Genomic DNA, 20160 nt, shown 5'->3' with positions numbered 1-20160 from the left:
GAATAATTCAAGTGAATTTGTTTGAAAGAAGAACTTTAAAAGCTTTATTTTCACCCGATAAAATACCCATAAAACAAGAGGAAGCTCAAATGAGCTTCCTCTTGTGAAAAATTGTGGGACAGCAATGGCATATAGCGCCTTTTTTATTGTCTGTATTTTCTTTTATATCCAGTTTAAACAAAACAACATTTGCTTACCCAAATTTCCATAAAAATCAGGCAGACTCGAAAATATTCGAAATAAAATAATATAGAAGGATGTTTCTAATGACTCAAGTGATTGTGGTGCATGGCTATACCGCAAGTCCTGAAGAAAACTGGTTTCCATGGATTCAGGAAAAAGCCCAGCAGGAACATGTCAGCTTGAAAGTACTCAGACTTGACCCGTCAACTACGCCAAAACTGGAGGTCTGGGAACAGCAAATGCGTGAACAGATTGACGGGATTGACGAAAACAGTATTTTTATTGCGCATAGTCTGGGATGTCTGGCTGCATTACATTATTTAAGTCGCGAATTAAAAAATCAGAGAATCAAACAACTGGTATTAGTGGCCGGTTTCAATGGCCGACTGGGACGTCTGGAAGAAGTTAATCCGTTCATTGACGCTGCTGAAGTAGATTTTGATTTACTAAAACGTCAGATTGATGAACGTGTAGTGATTTATTCGGAAGGTGATGATCGGGTTCAGCCTGACTTCAGTCTGGAGCAAGCGGAAAGTCTGGATGCAATCGTAGTCTGTGCCGAACATCAAGGGCATTTCATTAATTCGCAGGGTTGTACTGAACTGCCGGAAGTCTGGCGAGTGATTCAGCCTTATCTGATCCAATCTTCCACTGAATAGGGAGGATGATGAACAGATCGGTTCAATGATGACAGGATGAAATTAAATAAGGAATATTGAATTTCATCCGCTAATAAATAATTAAAAACTTAATTTTTGTCGGAGCATTTTGCTCTCAATATAATAAGTACAATGCTATGAAAAATATAACGAAGAAAGTCTATATCGTGCCTGACTATCAGGCGACCTCAAATGACCACTGGTATCCGTGGTTAAGCCGGCAGATCAAAGACGCCGGGTTCGAGGCCAAACGGATCATGCTGGCCAATCCTTTTCAACCCGATCTGGAAGAATGGCAGCACAACCTGAAACTGCAGATTCCACATCTGGATGAGCATAGTTTTATTGTTGCGCATGGCTTGGGTGGCTTAAGTGCTCTAAATTTTCTCGAAGAACACTATAGCCGTACGCAATTGAAAATTGGCGGGCTCATGTTAGTCGCAGCTTTTGATACACCACTGGTGGCCTGGTCGGAACTGAATAAAATGGTGCAGGCAGTAAAGCTAGATCTGAACAATCTATCACATGGTGCCAAACGCTTTGTAATGCTGCTTTCCAGCAATGATCCTTATATACCTGCACCGATTTCACTGCGTTTGGGCCATAGCCTGAATGCACAGATTTTTGAAATCAAAAATGCAGGGCATTTTAACAAGCTGGATGGCTATGCAGATTTTTCAAAGTTACTCGAGCTGCTTAAACTGTGTCTGGCAAATGATCTGCAAAATGCTGCAGGCCTTTAAGCAATAAATCGGGTTCAATCACAGGCTGAAACCGTTCGAGATGCTGGGCAAACAGCGCAGCATCTCCACCAGTCAGGATCAGCTGCGCCGGAAAATCTTGCAGTACTTTTTCAATGGTGCTGAGCAGACCGAATAAAATGCCATGATGCACGGCATCAATGGTATTGCGCCCAGGACTGAGTTCATCGAAAGCCGCATCCGGGATTTTAATGCCTTTGGTATTCTGGATCAGGGAATCGCGCTGTAAATACAGATTCGGCAGGATATAACCACCGAGATGTTTCTGACCTTGGGCAAGATCAATGGTCAGGGCAGTCCCACAGCTAATCACACAGTAATTTTGCTGAGTTGACTTGGCAACGGCCAGCACCTGCAACCAGCGATCGATCCCAAGCTGGGAAGGATCGTCATAGCCACAAATCAGACCGGCATAGCGTGCCTGTACCCTGGCAAAAACTACAGGAATGTTCAGGCAGGTCAGAATCGATTGAATACGGACATTATTCGCTTTGTCCAATACTGAAGAAATTCCGACCTGATGCAGACCCAAACTTTTAAAGTGCTGAATCAGTCCTAAAAGTAAGTCGGCAGGAGATTGCAAATGCATTTCCGCAGCATGTTCAATGATCTGGTTCTGCTCCGTAATCCAGTACTTGAGCCGTGTATTGCCGATATCCAACCATAATTTTTTCATTGAATGATGCCTGTTCAGCCGCCGTTTTTAAGACGGAGTTGCCCCTGATAAAATGTCTGTGTACCTGCATCCGTTTCGATAATGACCGCACCATCGTCCTGAATGCCGAGGAAAGTTCCGAAATATTGGCCTTGAATATCGGTAAATTCAACTGTTTGCTGGAAAAATGCAGCATATTGGTTAAACCGTGCCGGCAGATTCTGACTGCCGTAATTAAACCATTCACCCGCTTGCTGAATGGCGAGATACAACTCGGCAATCAGATCTACACGTGAAGCATGCTGTAGTCCCAATTCAGTCAGAGAGGTGACCTGCTGGTCTGGAATGCTTTCCATGAGTGGGCTGATATTGATCCCGACACCAACCACCACCTGTTGAGTCGAAATCGGTTCAATCAGAATGCCACCCCATTTCCCCTGCAGGCTGTACAGGTCATTGGGCCATTTCACCTGCAAGTCCAGTCCTTTTAGGCTTGGCATTTGCAGGATATTTAATGCAATTTCCAGTGCCAGGCGACCATCGATTACTTTTTGTGTATGCAGCAATGTGCTTAAATAGATGTTCCCCTCAGGAGAAATCCACTGACGTTGACGCTGTCCACGTCCCTGGGTTTGCACGCGGCTACACACTAGTACCTGTTGTACCCCTTTGGTTGCCAGTTCCCGGACATCGTCATTGGTCGATGTGGTGATCGGCTTGATCAGCAATACTTCAGGGAGTTGGCCTGCTTGACTTAAACGTTGCTGCAGTTCGCGAGTTTCTACATCCATTTGAATCTAAACGTGGTAAATGTCGTTATGGAGTTAATCATATATTTATTGATTGGTGCAATTGCAGGATTTGCCGCAGGCTTGTTTGGCGTTGGTGGTGGTCTGATTATCGTGCCAATTCTGTACATTGTTTTTACCCAGCTCCAGTACGATCCAAGCGTGATTATGCATATGGCAGTCGGAACTTCTCTGGCCACAATTATTGTGACCTCAATCAGTTCGGTGATGGCACATCATCAGAGAGGGGCAGTGTTATGGGATGTAGTGCGTAATCTGGCACCCGGCCTGGTCATTGGCTCATTTTTGGGAGCTGGAATTGCAGATTATTTATCGGGCCAAGGCCTGCAATTGCTGATTGGCTTCTTTGCAGTCTGGATTGCATTCAGAATGTTTAGAGGCGCGCATTATCAGGTTGATCCGAATCAGAAATTGCCTTCAGCCGCATTACAGTTGGCAGCGGGTGGTGGCATTGGCGTGGCATCGGCCATATTCGGGATTGGTGGCGGCAGTTTGACTGTGCCTTTCCTGAATCGTTGTGGTGTCGTCATCCAGAAAGCAGTAGCCACTTCTGCTGCCTGCGGTTTGCCGATCGCAGTGGCTGGTGCCTTAGGTTTCATCTGGTTTGGTCAGAAAGCTGAAGTCGAAGTGCCAAATACGATGGGTTATATTCATATTTATGCGTTTATTGGTATTAGTGTGATGAGTTTTATCACTGCAAAATTTGGTGCAAAAGTGGCGCATTTATTATCACCAGTTCTATTAAAAAAATGTTTTGCGGCCTTATTGACTACAGTTGGTCTGTATTTTATCTATCAAGGCTTTACTGCCTGAACTACTCATTTTTTATCAGCTAAATTTTTTGAGGAGAATAGGTCACTATTCTCCTTTTTCTTTGACTGGGTTGGCTGTATAGACACAAGATTGTCTGACAATGTCAAAGTATTTTCTGCAAAAAAGCCGTTTAATAACTGAAAAGTCATCCAGAATGACTGTATTTGCATCAATAAAAATAAGACAGGAACAGTATGCAACAACAAGAAGCACACAGTTTGTCTGAACAGATTGCCAAGCATATCAGTGAACAGATTATCCGGGGTGAACTGGTTGAAGGCGAACGCATCCAGGAACTCAGAATTGCATCGGAACTTGACGTCAGTCGGGGATCAGTCCGTGAAGCCTTGCTCTTGCTTGAACGTACCCAGCTGATTGAAATCTTCCCGCGTCGTGGCGCCATTGTTTCGGAAATGTCGGCCATGCAGGTTCGTGCCCTGTTTGACCTGACCTCTTTATTGCTGGGGCAGATGGTACATCGCATGGCAGAGACCTGGCGCAGTCATGAGGCAGAGCGCATTCAGCTATTATTAGAACAATTAGAAGCCGAAACCCGCCAAGGCCATATCGAAAAGTTTTATGATTTGATCTTTCAGGGAATGGCCCAGCAACAGGAGATGGTCGGTAATCTTTACCTGATGCGCTACTATCAGGAACTGCTGCCATCTTTACGCCGTAGCTATTTTCTGACCCTGAATATTTCAAGACGTGAGCTACAGGAATCCTTTGAATTATTTAAACTGGTGACGGAAGCGATTTTAATTCGTAAATCCCATCAGGCAACGTTATTTATGGAAGATTTTTGTCGACACTTGCGCAACCTTGTGTTGGAATCTCTGACACGGATGAAACAAATTGAACTCGCGTGGGCCAGACGCTCACGACGTTAAATCAGGACACTATGCGTTTAAGCAGTTTAAAACTTTCAGGCTTCAAATCTTTTGCTGACAGTACCACCTTACACTTCAAGGATAACCGGACTGCAGTGGTGGGACCCAATGGTTGTGGTAAATCAAATGTGATTGATGCCATACGCTGGGTAATGGGTGAATCCAGTGCGCGCCAACTGCGTGGTGGCAGCATGCAGGATGTGATTTTTACCGGAACAGCCAAGCGTAAACCGGTGGGCATCGCCAGTGTAGAACTGCGCTTTGATAATACCTATGGCAAGCTGGGCGGTGCGTATAATGCCTATAATGAGCTGGCAGTGCGTCGTCAGGTCAACCGTGATGGCAAGTCTGAATATTTCCTGAATGGCACCAAATGCCGACGTCGTGATATTACCGATATTTTCCTGGGGACCGGTCTGGGGCCGCGTTCTTATGCGATTATTGAACAGGGCATGATTAACCGTCTGGTGGATGCCAAGCCGGAAGAAATGCGGGTTTTTATTGAAGAAGCTGCCGGGGTTTCCCGTTATCAGGCACGTCGCCGCGAGACCATGCTGCATCTGGATCACACTACGCAGAACCTGTCGCGTCTGGAAGATATTGCCTCTGAACTCAAGTCTCAGCTTAAAACCTTGAAACGCCAGTCAGAAACTGCCATTCAATATAAGGAACTGGAAGGCCAGATCCGTACCATCAAGATTGAAATCCTGTCGTTCCAGTGTGAGCAGAGCCAGCGTCTGCAAGAAGAATATACTGTGCAGATGAATACGCTGGGCGAGAATTTTAAGCTGGTACGTTCTGAATTGACCACCGTTGAACATGATCTGGGAGCCACCAGTGAACTGTTCCAGCGCCTGATTCAACAGTCCACGCCATTACAAACTGAATGGCAACAGGCTGAGAAAAAGCTCAGCGAACTGGAAATGACTTTGCAGCAAAAGCAGTCCTTATTGCAGCAGAACTCAAGCAGTCTGGTGAAGCTGGAAGAACAAAAAGCACAAACCAAAGAACGTTTACAGCTGATTGAATTGCAACTGGACACCCTGCATCAGCAACTCGAAGATCAGACCGCACAATTGCAGCAGCAGGAAGGTCAAAGTCAGGAACAAAACCAGGGCCTGACTGATCTAAAATCCCAGCAAGGTACGATTGCTGCCCAGTTTGCTCAAATTAAAACCCAAGTTGAGCAACAGCAACAACGTAAACAGCAAATGCTGGCGCAAAGTGAACAGCTGGTTAAAAATATTGTCCGGATTGAACAGCAAAAAGAAACCTTGCAACAGCAGGCAGCACAAATTCAGCAGCAGGCGCAGCAAGATGAGCTGGAACAGTATCAGGCTGATAAAGCTGAAACTGAACAGCAAATCACTGGCTTTGAGGCTCAGCTCAAAACACTGAAAACTGAGCTTGAGCAGCTACAGGCAGAACAGGCAAGTCAGCAGCAAATGCTCATGCAGCTGAAATCAGAAATTCAGGTACTGCATTCAGAACGCAAAAACCTGAGCCAGTTACTGACCAAAGCCAATCCAAACGCCAAAGCGGATGCGGTGCAGTTAATGCAAGTGCTGAAGCTGAATCCACAGGCCAAAGCTTATGCCAGCTTGATTGAAAAGTTCCTGGCGAAATGGCTTTCTGCACAAGTATTAGAAGAAACTGAGCATTTTTTGGAAAATAGTGCACGCCAGCTCAAAGCTCAGACGACACAGGATAATATTCAGCTTGATGGGCTCCCTTGTTTAGCAGACTGGATTGAAGCGCCTCAATATTCGCTCTGGCAACAGGTGGCCGTAGCTGAGAACTTTAAACAGGCACTTGGTTTACAAACTCAGCTGAGAACAGGCCAGTCGATCTTAAGTCTGGATGGCTATCATGTCGGCCCCGACTGGATGATTGCACTGGACTATGATGAAGCCAGTCAGGCGGGACAAGGGGCATTGAGTCATCGTATCCGTCTGGATGAAATCGAGCAGCAACTGACTCAGCTTGAACCAAAATTCGCAGATCTAGAGCAACAGCTTCCTGAACTCACTGCTCAAGTAAAAGCTTTGCAAAGTCAGATTCAAAGCATTAATGAGCAGCAGAAGCAGGCACAAAAGCAGTTGCAACAGCTTGATCTGAACATTGCCAAAGTTCAGAGTGCGACGCAGGCCTTTGCGGTACAGAAACAGCAATTACAGAACCAGTTACAGCAACTGGATGAGCAGCTGGAAGAAGATGCGATGCAGAAAGACGATCTGGAAATTGATCTGCATGCATTGAATCTGAAACTGGAACAGGCACTGCCCAATTACAAGACCTTGCAATTCCAGCTGGAAGAACTCAATGCCCAGTTGGAAGACTCACAGCAAGTCACTCAGCAGGCGCAGCAGGAATTAGAATTACTGCGCCGTCAAACGGTACAAAGTCAGCAACAGGCTGAACTGCTGGAAAAAGATCAGCTGTTTTTAAAAGAACAATATCAGCAGATTATTGCGCAGATTGAACAGGCTAAAAAGTTTGTCGATCCGGTACAGCTGGAATTGCCTGCTTTACAGAGCCAGTTCAATGAACAGGCACTGATCACGGAAAAACTGCAAAAAACCTGGGCAGACTGGCAGATCGAGCTGAACCAGATCCAGAGCAAGCAGCAGCACCTGACTGAGCAGCGCCATACTTTCCAGCAGCAAGATGAACAATTGCGTACTGAACTTGAAGCCAAACGTCTGGCCTGGCAGGCAGCAAAATCCGATTTACAGCATTATTCAGAGCAGCTGAAAGAGTTGAATAGTGAAGTAATTTCAGGGCTAAATATTGATGTAAAAGTACATCAGGCTAAACTGGAAAAAGCACAGGCTCAATTCGATAAACTGGGTGCGGTGAATCTGGCAGCTTCTGAAGAGTATGAAGAAGTTTCGAAACGCTATGGCGAACTCAGCCATCAGATTCAGGACCTGGAAAATACCGTTGAACAGCTGCAGGCAGCAATGAAAAGTATTGATCAGGAAACCCGCAAGCTGTTTATGAATACTTTCGATCAGGTCAATGCCGAGCTGCAAAACCTGTTCCCGAAAGTATTTGAGGGTGGTGAGGCGAGTTTAAGTCTTGAAGATGGATGGCAATCGGGTGTAAAACTGATGGCACGCCCACCAGGCAAGCGTAACAGCTCACTGGCACTGCTTTCTGGTGGTGAAAAGGCTTTAACTGCATTAGCACTGGTCTTTGCAATTTTCCGCCTAAATCCGGCGCCGTTCTGTGTACTGGATGAAGTGGATGCACCGCTGGACGATGCCAATGTGGGACGTTTTTGTAATTTAGTCAAAGAGCTTTCTGAACAAGTGCAATTTATTTATATTACCCATAACAAACTTGCAATGATGATGGCGACTGATCTTTTAGGTGTAACCATGCCTGAACCGGGAACCTCAAAATTAGTGACAGTAAATTTGGAACAGGCAAAAGAATACGGCTTAGCTGCGGAGGTATAACATGGAAATCACCACAATTATCGGGATTGTTATTGCAATTGTGATTATGCTATTCGGCATAAGACTGATCTTGAAAAAACCTGCGGAGGCTGTACCGTCACTGGATGCGGATCTTCATATTGATCCTGACAGCCAGACTCCGGTTATTCCAAGGCATGTACGATCTCAACTGTCTAAAACCGAAAGTCCGGCAGCTGCACGTGTTGAACCGAGTCTGAATGAAGAAGTGGTAGACAACATTGCACCTGAGACAGAACAAAAAGAAGCAGTCAAAGTAGAGCCAACTTTGACTGAAACCGCCCAGCCAGAAACCAAAGCAGCAAGTCCGCTCGATACACAGGTGGTTGCAGAGGAAGCAGCCAAAACAGAAGAAAACACTACGTCAGCTGAACAAGAAAACAAGCCTGAAACAGTAGAAGTAGCAGAAGAAGAAAAAGAGCCCAAAGCCGCTGAATTTAGCCTGAATAGTAATATTGAAAAAGCTGAAATTTCTGACTTTAATGATGAAAGCAGTATTCTCGATGCACATCTCCATGAGCAAAAAATTGTGGATGAAGAATGTTCGCTGGCTAATGCTGAAACGATTATTTCATTGCATGTTTATCCACAAGGCCGTGCTCTTTCAGGTGAAAAAACCTTAAAAGTTTTACTGAAATATGGCCTGCGTTATGGTGAGCTGGCATGTTTTCATCGCTATAGTGAAGATGGCTCAAAATTGCTATTTTCGGTATTACGTATGGCAGATACCGGTATGGAAGGTTTTGACCTAGAAACTCTGTCGACTGAAGAAGTGAAAGGTCTGGCGTTCTTCCTGGCTTTACCGCATAGCGATGTGCAGAATGCCTTCGATACCATGGACAGCATTTCTCGTCTGATTGCGCGTGAAGTGGATGGTCTGGTTTATGATCAGAACCAGCAGGAAATGACCCCACAATTACGTGAATTCTGGCGTCATCAGGCGATTGATTATCGTGCTGGACAGACTGCAGAAGTTTAATATTCCAATATTGAATCTGCAGAATCCGATTTTTATAATAGCGAAAAGCTGAATATTGTATAGGGCGGATTTTCCGCCCTTTTTTATGGTGAAATTATGACCCAAGATGCCACTGTCATTGCGCAAATGCGTCAATTGATTCAACTGATTGCCAAGCATAATCATGCTTATTATGTGATGGATCAACCTACGATTGAAGACAGTGAATATGATCAGCTCTTTCATCAGCTCAAAGCTTTAGAAGAACAATATCCACATTTACAACAGCCAGACACACCGACAGTTAAAGTAGGCGGTCAGGCACTTTCCAAATTTCTGACCGTAACGCATGCGGTGCCAATGCTGTCTTTAGGCAACGTGTTTAATCAGGATGATCTGTTTGCTTTCGCACGCCGTATTGAAGAGCGTTTACCCAATCAAGAGATTGAATACGATGTTGAGCTGAAATTTGACGGTCTGGCAATTTCCCTCTGGTATGAACATGGCGTACTGGTTCGTGGTGTTACCCGTGGTGATGGGGAAACTGGCGAAGATATTACCCAGAATGTCAAAACCATCCGTAACCTGCCGAAATTCCTGTCTCCAGTGAATGGCGTTATTCCAGAACTATTGGAAGTACGTGGCGAAGTGCTGATGCCGAAATCTGGCTTTGAACGCCTGAATGCAGCCAATGCTGCGAAAGGTGAAAAAACTTTTGCCAATCCACGTAATGCCGCGGCTGGCAGTTTACGCCAGCTTGATCCGAATATTGCAGCTTCTCGACCTTTGGCTTTCTATGCCTATGGGATTGCCCAGTGTGTACCGCATCATGGTCAAACCACGATGTCAGCCAGTCTGGAATGGCTACAGCAGTTTGGCTTTGCTGTTGGTGAGCGTCATTTTATCTGCAGTAGCATCCAGGAAGTGCAAAAAGTTTACGAGCAGATCATTGAAGAACGTTCAAAGCTTAGTGTCGAAATCGATGGTATGGTCATTAAGGTCAATGACCTTAAACAGCAACAAAAACTGGGTTTCTTGAGCCGTGAACCACGTTGGGCAACGGCTTATAAATTCCCAGCAGTGGCTGCATTGACCACTGTTGAAAATATTGACTGGCAAGTGGGTCGTACCGGGACTCTAACGCCTGTAGCACGGTTGAATCCGGTTGCAGTGGGCGGTGTGACGGTTTCCAATGTGACCCTGCATAATATTGGTGAAATTCACCGTCTGGATGTAAGAATTGGGGATACCGTCAGTGTCTATCGTAGTGGTGACGTGATTCCTAAGGTAGAAAAAGTCTGGCCAGAATTCCGTCCTGCCAATGCGGTAGAAGTGCATTTACCTGAGAATTGTCCGGTGTGCGGTTCTCCAGTCGTTATGCCGGAAGGTGAGGCCTTGGCACGTTGTTCAGGTGAACTGTATTGTGCAGCGCAGCGCATTGAGACCATCCGTCACTTTGTTTCACGTAAGGCCATGGATATCGAAGGTTTGGGCGATCGCTGGGTGGAGTCACTGTTACATCTCAATCTTTTAAAAGATGTCTCGGATATTTATCACTTGCATGAGCATCGTGAGCAATTACTGCAAATCGAAAAAATGGGTGAAAAGTCCGTTCAAAATCTCATTGATTCGATTGAGAACAGCAAGAAAACTACATTGGCAGCGTTTATTTATGCGCTCGGGATTCGTGGCGTAGGTGAAACGACAGCACGTATGCTGGCCAATACTTTCCAGACTCTCGACGCTTTACGTAGTGCTGATGTAGATGCTTTGAAGAAAACACCGGATGTTGGTGATATTACCGCAGAGTGGATTGTTGATTTCTTCCAGGCACCGCATAATCTGGAAGTATTGGATCGCTTGTTGGCTGCCGGTATTCATTGGGATGCGCCAATTGCACCAACGCGCCAACCACTGAATGGTGAAAGCTGGGTGGTGACGGGTACTTTAAGCTCTATGGGACGTGATGAAGCAACACAACTGTTGCAAGCCTTAGGTGCACGGGTCAGTGGCAGTGTCTCTAGCAAGACCAAATGTGTGGTGGCGGGTGAAAAAGCGGGTTCTAAGCTCGATAAAGCAAAAAAACTCGGTGTGCCCGTGATCAATGAAGCGCAATTTATTGCTTTGATGAAAGAGCATGGGCAAATCGAATAATAATCAGTTCTAAACAATGACTCAAATAAAAAAGACACCCAGGATGATGAATCTTAAGGTGTCTTTTTTATTGCTAATTCAAAACTATAGGTGAATGAGAGGGGAGGATAGACAAATACAAGGAAGGGTTCGGCAATGTAAGTTGAATTCACGTACAATAGATTCATTTGCAGGTATAGATCCTGCCTTATTGATTCTATTCTCCCGTTGATGATTGGCATACACATGGCGCAAGCAAAGAAATCTTTTCCGCAACAAAAATCGCAATTACATGCACGAAATCTGCATCGCAGTCGTTATGATTTTCCTCAGCTGATCAAGACTTGTCCGGAACTTGCGCCTTTTGTCAGCCCGAATCAATATAACGATCTTTCAGTCAACTTTTCTGATCCACTGGCTGTGAAAATGCTCAATAAAGCATTGCTCAAGCATTTTTACGGCATTCAATGTTGGGATATTCCTCAAGATTATCTTTGCCCACCGATTCCGGGTAGAGCCGACTATATTCACTATTTGGCTGACCTGTTAAGTCTCAATAATAACGGTCAGATTCCAACAGGACACGCCGTTCACGTATTAGATATTGGGGTAGGGGCGAACTGTATTTATCCGATCATTGGGCATCGTAGTTATGGTTGGAAATTTGTCGGCTCAGACATTCATTCGGCATCGGTTAAAAGCGCTCAATTTATCGTGGAGGCAAATCCGAATCTCAGGAAGGGGATTCAGATTCGATTGCAGAAGACACCCAGCAATATCTTCAAAGGTGTGATTAAACCTTCAGATCGTTTTGATTTGACCCTGTGTAACCCACCATTTCATGCTTCGCAAGATGAGGCAAATGCCACAGCAACGCAAAAATTACGCAAACTTGGCAAACCGGTTGATCGCTCTAAGGTGGTGTTAAACTTTGGCGGACAAAAGAACGAGCTGTGGTGTGACGGTGGAGAAGAACGCTTTGTTTGCCAAATGGTACAAGAGAGCACACAGTTTGCTGAGCAATGTCTTTGGTTTAGTACACTGGTTTCTAAGAAAACCACATTGCCTATGCTGTTAAATACCTTGCGTAAGTGCGGTGCAGTGGATGTAAAAACTATTAAAATGACGCAGGGGCAAAAAGAGAGTCGTTTTGTGGCTTGGACTTTTCTAGATACAAAGCAACAGCAAGCGTGGAAAAATGCGCGTTGGACTTCTGCTTAGCTTGTTTTTAGGCAGGAATAGTGAGCTTGTGGGCGCATAAGTCGGTGTAGTAGCTCAAATTTAATCTGACAGACACCATAAAAAATCGGTCACTGTCAGATCAGGTTTGAGCTCGTACAATTAAGGAATATATTTCTTCACCACACCATCATCCAGCAATTGCTGGAAATGTTCGACCAAGCTTTCTTTTACTGGACGATATTCCAGACCGAGTTCATCCTTACTTTTTTGTGCATTAAAGAAAATTGGATAACCCATATTGAGTTCAACAAATTTACGGCTAAAGCCGGCCAGAGGACCAAAAATCTTGAAAGCCGTTTTTGGCAACTGGTTGCGTGGAAACGGGAATTTAGGACCAAACGCTTCACGCAGGATTTTACCCATTTCCAGCAGGCTCAAAGTCTCACTACAGATAATATAACGGCCATGCGCTTCCGGATTAAATGCAGCACGGATATGGGCTTCCGCAACATCTTGAACATCCACCACACCATTCCACATTGGTGGAACACCCAGCAAGGTCATGCCATTGGCAAACTGTTGCAGAACTTCCACACTGCCTGATTGAGTATTAGGCGTTAAGGATTCCCCAAAGACCAGTGCCGGATTGATACAGATCAGGTCCCAGCGATCCTGTGCTTCCGCCATTTCCCAAGCTTTGCGTTCTGCCATGACTTTGGAATATGGATAAGGCTGATGGGTTTCTGAACTGGTGGTATTCCAGTGAGATTCATCAAAACTGGTATGCTCGGTTTGCAAAATATCAATCGCATCGCCATACGTTGAGGCAATACTTGAGGTGACAATCACACGTTTGACAGATTCAGTTTTATTGACGCTATTCAGCACATTTTGCGTACCCAGAATTGCCGGTTCAATAATGTCTTTGAGCGCATCCTTATAATTGGTGACCACAAAAGGCGAGGCCATATGAAAGACAATTTCACACCCTTCCATGGCCGCATCAAAAGAACCGGGCTTGAGCAGGTTAGCTTCAAACAACTTTAAGGTCCCCGGGCTGCTGTTTGCAATTTGTTCAAGGTGCGTATAACTCTGGGTTTTATTCAGATCGCGTACAGTGGCATGTACGGTATAACCCTGTTTTAAAAGTTTCTGGATCACCCAACTGGCGATATAGCCAGATGCGCCGGTGACCAGGACAGGTGCTGTGCTATGTTGTAATGTCATATTTAAACCGTTGTTGTTTTGACTTCTTTCATCGTAGGCACAATTATGCATGAATCAGGCCAAACAGGTGAGTCCAAGATAAAAATAAGCAACAAGATAAGTGCTTATTAATATTTACAAAAATTAACGTTTGAATATTCCAGCTTGCTGGATTGAATAAAAACGGAACGAAAAATGCAAGATGTTGTTTTATAAATGGGATTTGGCCGAACAGAGAGCGTAAATGCAAGTGCTTCTCATTTTAATTATATAAAAATCAGACATTTACCATAATTTTGCTTTTGCAAATCAAACATCTTTTCTCCATAATAAGATGATAAAAGCAGGGAGTAATTCAAATGCGCGGTAATCCAGAAGTCGTAGATTATTTAAATATGCTGATCGGTGGCGAACTGGCTGCTCGTGATCAATACCTGATTCACTCTCGTATGTATGAAGATTGGGGTCTGACGAAAATCTTTGAACGCATCGACCATGAAATGCAGGAAGAAGCACAGCATGCAGATGCCCTGATCCGTCGTGTCCTTTTTCTTGAAGGTACGCCAAATATGCAGCGTGATGACATCGAAGTTGGTGAAGATGTGGTGACCTGCCTGAAAGCTGACCTGAAGCTTGAGTATCATGTCCGTGAAAAGCTGGCTCAAGGGGTAAAACTTTGTGAAGAGAAGGGCGATTATGTGACCCGTGACATGCTGCGCCAGCAAATGTCAGATACTGAAGAAGACCATACTTACTGGTTAGAAAAACAGTTACGTTTGATCGAGCTGATTGGTCTGCAAAACTATATCCAGTCGCAAATGTAAGATATTGAATAATAAAAAACCCAGCAGATGCTGGGTTTTTTGATTTTGTAGATTTAAGAATTATTGTTGCTGACAATTCCGATTTTTTTCACTTCCAGACGCTGAGCCGCAGCCATCACCATCGCGATATGCTTGTATTCAGTCGCACGATCAGCCTTGATTTTAATCTGATCCTGATCGGCTTTTTGCGCCACGGTCTTGAATAAGGCTTCCAGCGCTTGAGCATTGGCCACCGGCTGATCATTCCAGAAGATCTGGCCTTGAGCATCCAGACGCAAATTCACAATCTCTGGCGGTTTTTCCTCAGTCGGTGGTGGTGTGCCATTTGGCAGGTTGATATTAATCGAATTATTCGGCAATGGAATAGTGATAATAAACATAATCAGCAAGACCAGCATGACATCAATCAATGGTGTCATGTTGACGTCCAGCATTACATCATCATCCTGATTTGAGCCAACATTCATTCCCATAACTAGATTCTCCCTCAATCTTAAGGTGAAGCGGGCGGGGTCGTGACAAATGCAATCTTGCCAATACCTGCTTGCTGGGTAGTACTAATGACCTGATCAATCGCTTCAAAAGCTGTTCTTTGGTCACCGCGAATATGCACTTCAGGCTGAGGACGTTTCTGGGCTTCTGCCTGTAAACGGGTCAATAAAATTGCCTTGTCCGGAATATAGGATTCATTCCAGAAAATATCGCCATTTTTATTGACTGCCAGCTGGATATTTTCCGGCTTGGTTTCATACGGGACATTACGTTCTTCAGGCAGATCGACCGGTACGGTATGAATTGCAACCGGTACTGTAATCAGAAAAATAATCAGCAGTACCAGCATCACATCAACCAGAGGTGTGGTATTAATGGTACCAATGACCTCATCATCGCTGTCGTTTGAATTGACCATCATTCCCATGGTTGACCCCCCATTTTTATTTTGTGTCGCGGTGAACAGGATTGTTTGAGCTGATTTCGCCGCTCAGTAGTACAGCATGCAGATCAGATCCGAAGGTACGAACTTCTTCCATTACAGCTTTATTACGGCGAGTTAACCAGTTGTAACCAAGTACTGCCGGAACTGCCACAGCCAGACCGATTGCAGTCATGATCAGTGCTTCACCGACCGGACCAGCAACTTTATCGATTGATGCCTGACCGGAAATACCAATTGCAGTCAAGGCATGGTAAATGCCCCAAACGGTACCAAATAGACCTACGAAAGGTGCAGTAGAACCTACAGTTGCAAGGAAGGCCAGACCACCACTCAGATGGCTTTGAATCTTGTCGACTGCGCGTGAAATAGAAATCGTAACCCAGGTATTAAAGTCGATACGTTCTAGTAAAGTACCGCCATGGTTTTTGGTTGACTTGATGCCTTTTTCAGCGATAAAACGATATACGCTGGCTTCATCCAGATTTTGCGCTGCATTATCCAGAGAAGAAGATTCCCAGAACTGATGCTCTGCTTCTTTGGCTTGTTTGCGAATCTTGCCTTGTTGCAAGCACTTGGTGATCATGATGTACCAGGTACCGATCGACATGATGATCAGAATGAACAGGGTCACTTTAGACACCATGTCACCTTCTTTCCACATGGCTTCCAGACCATAAGGGTTGCTGGCAGGTTTTTCAGCTGCAGCAGGTGCTGGCGGTGTAGGCTCAGCGACAGTCGCTGGTGTGGTTTCTGCAGTTTCAGTGACTGTCGTTGCAGGTGTAGGGGATTCTTCAGCAAATACGGTTTGCAAAGGGAGTAAAGTACTTGCCGCAATGACACTTGCAGCAGTGATATTTTTTAAAGTGTGTCGTGTGTTTTTCATAATGAATCTCCTCATTTTGTTTTTAATCTGTTGTCTGGATCAGTCCAAGATAAATTCGTAGGGAATGTCGTACCAAGATTCTTGTGGTTCACCATTTTTCATTGCAGGTTTAAAGGTACATAAGCTGAAAGCCTTGGACGCTGCACGGTCAAGTGAACGACTGCCACTGGATTTTTTTACTTTGGCCTCTTTCACTTTGCCGTCGGTATTCACAAAGACAGAGATCAGCACATTACCTTGCTCTTCATTCATTAATGCATCACGTGGATAATCTGGACGCTTACAGCCAGCTTCGCCTTGAGATACGCCACGTGTAACGCCAGTTGGTTGCGGTGGAGCAGCAGGCGCCGCTGCACCAACTGGAGCTGGTGCAGCCACCGGACTTGGGGATGGTGTTGCTGCAGCTACAGGCGTTGGTTCTGCAACCGGTTGAGTGACTGTTGGTGTAGGCTGTGTTTTCTGTACCGGAACCACTTTTTCTACCGGTTTAACCTCAGGAACCTGTGCCACTTTCTCTACTATTTTTGGTGGCTCAGGTGGGGTTTCCTTAGGTGGCTCAGGTTCTGGTGGTTTAATATCCTGAATAATCATCAATTCAACCGGTTCTTCTGACGGTTTGATGATGTCTTTTGCCATACCTGCCATTAGCACCAGGCCCACCAGGATATGCAAGAAAATCACGACACCAATTCCAGTCAATTTTTTGGCGGAGCTTTTTTCTATGTCTTCAAACGTTGTGCTCATCATGACTCCTGGAATTTAAGACAAACAAGAAATAACGGTTTATTTCAAAGCTGATGTAGCTGCATTATTTTTTGTTTGGCTAAAATTAAACGGGGAAAACCGCAAACACCGCTTGGCAGCAGTGTTTGCGAAGTAATTAATTAAAAGAATTTATAGGTACCACGTAAGAAGTAAGCGCGGCCTGTTGGATCGCTATAACGTGGGTCATAACCGTATTGGAAGTTATCCATTACGTCAGAGGCAGGTGGTTCTGCATCGAACATATTTTTAATACCGGCAGTTAGCTCCAGATTTTTAAATCCTTTGTAAGTGCCAGAAATGTTGTATACGGTGTAGTCAGCAACATCGCGTTCTTCTGAATAGTCTTCATAACCACGAACGAACTGTTGTTCAAACACCATTCTCCAGTTTTCATAAGACCAGTTCACGTTTGCAGCATGTTTCCAGCGAACCACTGCTGGGTCATCATAAACACCGACATAACCTTCCCACTCACCGCCTGGTTCATCCTGGTAATCCATTTGAATCACATAAGTACCGTCAATACCGAAACCGAAGCGGCCAGTTGACGTCATTGGAGAAAGATAGTTCAAACTCAAATCAATACCTTGGGTTTTCAAGCCACCGGAGTTAATCAAGTTAGTTGAGATATGGTCAATACGCCCTTCTGCATTACGAACAAAGTATTGAGCATACTTTTCTGGATCACCAAAAATTGATGATTCACCAATCGTTCCAATTAGGTTTTCAATTTCGATATTGTAGTAATCGGCAGTGAAAACTAAGTTTTTGATCGGTTCAAAGACAAAACCAGCCATGTAAGATGTTGACTCTTCTGGACCTAGTTCAGAATTGCCGCCTTGTGTACGGATAAACTGGGTATTACATTCAGTTTGGTATCTGGTTTCAGTTGGTGTACCACCCGGGCAAAGAATCGGGTCGTTATATCTTGCACCAGTCCAGGTTCTGACCGAAGGAGCATTGACGTCATATAAGCTTGGTGCACGGAAACCGGTACTGTAAGAAGTACGGAACATGAGTTCTTTAACTGGTTCCCAGCGTAAGGCCACTTTAGGATTAAAGGTGTCACCAAAATCGCTATAGTCATCATAACGAGCAGCTAACTGTAATTCCAGGTTGGTCAATAAAGGTACTTGGAATTCAGTGAATACTGCGCTAATGTCACGATCGCCTGAGCTTTTTGGTTTATTTGGATCAATACCAGAACCTGGAACTTGAGCAACAATTTCAGAATTTACAGTTGCTTCCCAGTCTTGTTTGGAGAAACTACCGCCGAAAGCAAAACCAACATCACCTGCAGGAAGTGTGTAGATTGGACGACTCACGGTAAAGTCAATTGTAGTTGAATCTAAAGATGCCTGATTGGTATCGCCTTTGACATCAAAAGTGTTCCAAAGACCTTGATCCTCTGGCGCTTGTGGTCCAAATGGGTTCAAAGTTCCATTATCAAGTGCAGCCTGAACTCGACTACGGTTTAAATACCCACTTACGAAACTATCGGTTGCCTCACTTTTTGTGTAAGTGATACCCCCGTTCATGTCCCAACCGTATGCTTCACCTTCGATCCCAGCAAAGATACGGTTCGATTCGTTAATTGACTTAGAAACACGGTTGCCGCCTTGTGAACGTAGATACAGTTGCAGGGTGTTAGTCGTCAAACCATCAAATGCTGGGGTAATGCCTTTACCTGGATAATATTTACTAGCATAAGGCAAGGTCACACTACGGCTATAAACATCAGGCGCGATTGAAGTGGTTACTTCATCACGTGCATAGATATATTCACCAATTGCATTAAAGTTGTCTGATAGTTTGAAGGTTGCACGACCTAATGCAGAAAGATTTTCTTGTTCAGGCACAATACCAATAACAGTTTGGGTATTTAGATAACAGAAGCCATCTTCAGGTACAGTATCTTTGGTATTTAAACAGTCATCGCCATAAGGGTTGCCTAATATCCCTTCAGGATTACCATCTTCATCCAATGGACCACCATTAGGATCGTAGAAGTTTGCAGGGAAAGCATTTGCTGAACTGCCATCAATTCCTAATTCAGGAAGTACCCCACCACGGCGGCTGACTTTACGGTCTTTTGCCCAAATCGTATCTTGTTTTCGGTAATCGATCACACCGTAGACATTAAAACCCTGTTCATCTAGATCGCCATATCCCCCAAAAATCGAAACGTCAATTTTTTCGCCGCCTTTTTCTTCAGGAATTTGACCACCTAAAGTAATGCCCACGCCTTCATATTGCTTTTTCGTAATAAAGTTGATTACACCACCCACTGCATCTGCACCATAGACTGCAGATGCGCCGTCACGTAAGACTTCAATGCGCTCTACCAATGCGAGAGGGATGTTGTTTAAGTTGGTTGAATCGGTACCAAATGCACTGCTTGCAACACGGCGACCATTAATTAAAACTAAAGTTTTATCCGAACCAAGACCACGTAAATTTGCTGTTGAACCACTGGTATTACTGGCACCGACATTTTGTGCTGTGACATAACTTGCTTGGTTGGCACTGACTTTCATCAATGCTTCTTCTACAGTGGTTACCCCCTGATTCACCAGATCTTCACCTTTAATAATCGTGATTGGTGAGGCGCTTTGTGCGGCTACACCTTTAATAGATGAACCCGTTACTGTCACTTTTTGCACCTTGGTCGGCTGCGTAGCGGAGTTTTCTGGTTCATCGGCTGCATGTGCCAAAGACAAACACATCATACTTAAGGTAAGCGTACTTAACTTAAGTATTGTTTTGCCAACTGTTGGAGCCCCCATAGATCCGACTAGTTTGTTTATTTTCATCGTAAAGTTCACCCTTTTGTTATGTGAAGTAGTGCTGGGTTGATCTAAGCAAGGCGGATGCCAACTTATAAAATTTTATATTTTTATATTTTTAAGTATTTGAAAGATATTGATTTAATTGGATTGGGTTTGATTTGATCGGGCGATACTGAAGAAAAATTAAGAAGTCTGTGTATAGAATCTGAAGAAAGAAGGAGGTGAGAACCT

General features: G+C 44.5%; 17 protein-coding genes. 9 read left to right on the top strand and 8 right to left on the bottom strand.

Annotated elements, in window-relative coordinates:
- Positions 1-266: 266 nt before the first annotated feature.
- Together FTV34_RS11995 and FTV34_RS11990 are read left to right on the top strand one after the other, a co-directional pair.
- Complete coding sequence (locus FTV34_RS11995; protein ID WP_159123528.1) at positions 267-842, top strand: alpha/beta hydrolase; 576 nt, start codon at positions 267-269, stop codon at positions 840-842.
- Positions 843-979: 137 nt separating this feature from the next.
- Positions 980-1585: an alpha/beta hydrolase gene (locus tag FTV34_RS11990; protein ID WP_180070307.1), complete on the top strand. Its 606-nt coding sequence runs from the start codon at positions 980-982 to the stop codon at positions 1583-1585.
- Here the strand turns inward: FTV34_RS11990 and FTV34_RS11985 are convergent.
- A complete protein-coding gene (locus FTV34_RS11985; protein ID WP_180070306.1) occupies positions 1539-2279 on the bottom strand; it encodes a type III pantothenate kinase in 741 nt (246 codons plus the stop codon). The genes FTV34_RS11990 and FTV34_RS11985 overlap by 47 nt on opposite strands.
- Positions 2280-2293: 14 nt before the next feature.
- Positions 2294-3049, bottom strand: coding sequence for a biotin--[acetyl-CoA-carboxylase] ligase (locus FTV34_RS11980; RefSeq protein WP_180070304.1), 756 nt, complete (start codon positions 3047-3049; stop codon positions 2294-2296).
- Between the two features lie 27 nt (positions 3050-3076).
- Between FTV34_RS11980 and FTV34_RS11975 the strand changes: the two genes are divergently transcribed.
- The 6 genes from FTV34_RS11975 to rlmF all read left to right on the top strand — a co-directional run bounded on the left by FTV34_RS11975 (position 3077) and on the right by rlmF (position 12564).
- Positions 3077-3880 carry a sulfite exporter TauE/SafE family protein gene (locus tag FTV34_RS11975; RefSeq protein WP_180070302.1) on the top strand — a complete coding sequence of 268 codons (804 nt, stop codon included), beginning with the start codon at positions 3077-3079 and terminating at the stop codon, positions 3878-3880.
- A gap of 194 nt (positions 3881-4074) precedes the next feature.
- Positions 4075-4770: a GntR family transcriptional regulator gene (locus tag FTV34_RS11970; protein ID WP_034170647.1), complete on the top strand. Its 696-nt coding sequence runs from the start codon at positions 4075-4077 to the stop codon at positions 4768-4770.
- A gap of 11 nt (positions 4771-4781) precedes the next feature.
- Positions 4782-8234: a chromosome segregation protein SMC gene (smc, locus tag FTV34_RS11965; RefSeq protein ID WP_180070311.1), complete on the top strand. Its 3453-nt coding sequence runs from the start codon at positions 4782-4784 to the stop codon at positions 8232-8234.
- Position 8235: 1 nt separating this feature from the next.
- Positions 8236-9231, top strand: a complete 996-nt coding sequence (locus tag FTV34_RS11960) for a cell division protein ZipA C-terminal FtsZ-binding domain-containing protein (RefSeq protein ID WP_004783344.1) — start codon at positions 8236-8238, stop codon at positions 9229-9231.
- Between the two features lie 96 nt (positions 9232-9327).
- Positions 9328-11364 carry an NAD-dependent DNA ligase LigA gene (ligA, locus tag FTV34_RS11955; protein WP_180070300.1) on the top strand — a complete coding sequence of 679 codons (2037 nt, stop codon included), beginning with the start codon at positions 9328-9330 and terminating at the stop codon, positions 11362-11364.
- Positions 11365-11589: 225 nt separating this feature from the next.
- Complete coding sequence (rlmF, locus tag FTV34_RS11950; RefSeq protein ID WP_180070298.1) at positions 11590-12564, top strand: 23S rRNA (adenine(1618)-N(6))-methyltransferase RlmF; 975 nt, start codon at positions 11590-11592, stop codon at positions 12562-12564.
- A 120-nt stretch (positions 12565-12684) separates the two neighbouring features.
- On the opposite strand, the gene FTV34_RS11945 is transcribed toward rlmF, so the two are convergent.
- Positions 12685-13752: an aldehyde reductase gene (locus tag FTV34_RS11945; RefSeq protein ID WP_034590045.1), complete on the bottom strand. Its 1068-nt coding sequence runs from the start codon at positions 13750-13752 to the stop codon at positions 12685-12687.
- Positions 13753-14090: 338 nt separating this feature from the next.
- Between FTV34_RS11945 and bfr the strand changes: the two genes are divergently transcribed.
- On the top strand, positions 14091-14555 hold the full coding sequence (gene bfr / locus FTV34_RS11940; protein ID WP_004783337.1) for a bacterioferritin: 465 nt from the start codon (positions 14091-14093) through the stop codon (positions 14553-14555).
- Between the two features lie 53 nt (positions 14556-14608).
- Here bfr and FTV34_RS11935 read toward each other — a convergent pair whose 3' ends face one another.
- From FTV34_RS11935 to FTV34_RS11915, 5 genes are all read right to left on the bottom strand, one after another.
- The gene (locus tag FTV34_RS11935; protein WP_004783336.1) at positions 14609-15028 is read right to left on the bottom strand and encodes a biopolymer transporter ExbD; all 420 of its coding nucleotides are present in this window, start codon (positions 15026-15028) and stop codon (positions 14609-14611) included.
- 20 nt (positions 15029-15048) lie between these two features.
- On the bottom strand, positions 15049-15474 hold the full coding sequence (locus tag FTV34_RS11930) for a biopolymer transporter ExbD (RefSeq protein ID WP_005234255.1): 426 nt from the start codon (positions 15472-15474) through the stop codon (positions 15049-15051).
- Between the two features lie 16 nt (positions 15475-15490).
- On the bottom strand, positions 15491-16375 hold the full coding sequence (locus FTV34_RS11925) for a MotA/TolQ/ExbB proton channel family protein (protein WP_180070297.1): 885 nt from the start codon (positions 16373-16375) through the stop codon (positions 15491-15493).
- A gap of 39 nt (positions 16376-16414) precedes the next feature.
- A complete protein-coding gene (locus tag FTV34_RS11920) occupies positions 16415-17119 on the bottom strand; it encodes an energy transducer TonB (protein ID WP_180070295.1) in 705 nt (234 codons plus the stop codon).
- A gap of 140 nt (positions 17120-17259) precedes the next feature.
- Positions 17260-19953: a TonB-dependent receptor gene (locus tag FTV34_RS11915; protein WP_180070293.1), complete on the bottom strand. Its 2694-nt coding sequence runs from the start codon at positions 19951-19953 to the stop codon at positions 17260-17262.
- Positions 19954-20160 lie beyond the last annotated feature (207 nt).

The organism is Acinetobacter sp. YH16038, from assembly GCF_013417275.1.
In the GTDB taxonomy this organism is placed as follows: Bacteria; Pseudomonadota; Gammaproteobacteria; order Pseudomonadales; family Moraxellaceae; genus Acinetobacter.
The sequence above is the reverse complement of the archived record's forward strand: the minus strand, read 5'-3'. Positions and strand labels throughout refer to the sequence as shown.

Excerpts from the sequence above, each read along its gene's own strand:
- FTV34_RS11995 (WP_159123528.1), top strand. The coding sequence starts at position 267 with ATGACTCAAGTGATTGTGGTGCATGGCTATACCGCAAGTCCTGAAGAA.
- FTV34_RS11990 (WP_180070307.1), top strand. The coding sequence starts at position 980 with ATGAAAAATATAACGAAGAAAGTCTATATCGTGCCTGACTATCAGGCG.
- FTV34_RS11985 (WP_180070306.1), bottom strand. The coding sequence starts at position 2,279 with ATGAAAAAATTATGGTTGGATATCGGCAATACACGGCTCAAGTACTGG.
- FTV34_RS11980 (WP_180070304.1), bottom strand. The coding sequence starts at position 3,049 with ATGGATGTAGAAACTCGCGAACTGCAGCAACGTTTAAGTCAAGCAGGC.
- FTV34_RS11975 (WP_180070302.1), top strand. The coding sequence starts at position 3,077 with ATGGAGTTAATCATATATTTATTGATTGGTGCAATTGCAGGATTTGCC.
- FTV34_RS11970 (WP_034170647.1), top strand. The coding sequence starts at position 4,075 with ATGCAACAACAAGAAGCACACAGTTTGTCTGAACAGATTGCCAAGCAT.
- smc (WP_180070311.1), top strand. The coding sequence starts at position 4,782 with ATGCGTTTAAGCAGTTTAAAACTTTCAGGCTTCAAATCTTTTGCTGAC.
- FTV34_RS11960 (WP_004783344.1), top strand. The coding sequence starts at position 8,236 with ATGGAAATCACCACAATTATCGGGATTGTTATTGCAATTGTGATTATG.
- ligA (WP_180070300.1), top strand. The coding sequence starts at position 9,328 with ATGACCCAAGATGCCACTGTCATTGCGCAAATGCGTCAATTGATTCAA.
- rlmF (WP_180070298.1), top strand. The coding sequence starts at position 11,590 with ATGGCGCAAGCAAAGAAATCTTTTCCGCAACAAAAATCGCAATTACAT.
- FTV34_RS11945 (WP_034590045.1), bottom strand. The coding sequence starts at position 13,752 with ATGACATTACAACATAGCACAGCACCTGTCCTGGTCACCGGCGCATCT.
- bfr (WP_004783337.1), top strand. The coding sequence starts at position 14,091 with ATGCGCGGTAATCCAGAAGTCGTAGATTATTTAAATATGCTGATCGGT.
- FTV34_RS11935 (WP_004783336.1), bottom strand. The coding sequence starts at position 15,028 with ATGGGAATGAATGTTGGCTCAAATCAGGATGATGATGTAATGCTGGAC.
- FTV34_RS11930 (WP_005234255.1), bottom strand. The coding sequence starts at position 15,474 with ATGGGAATGATGGTCAATTCAAACGACAGCGATGATGAGGTCATTGGT.
- FTV34_RS11925 (WP_180070297.1), bottom strand. The coding sequence starts at position 16,375 with ATGAAAAACACACGACACACTTTAAAAAATATCACTGCTGCAAGTGTC.
- FTV34_RS11920 (WP_180070295.1), bottom strand. The coding sequence starts at position 17,119 with ATGAGCACAACGTTTGAAGACATAGAAAAAAGCTCCGCCAAAAAATTG.
- FTV34_RS11915 (WP_180070293.1), bottom strand. The coding sequence starts at position 19,953 with ATGAAAATAAACAAACTAGTCGGATCTATGGGGGCTCCAACAGTTGGC.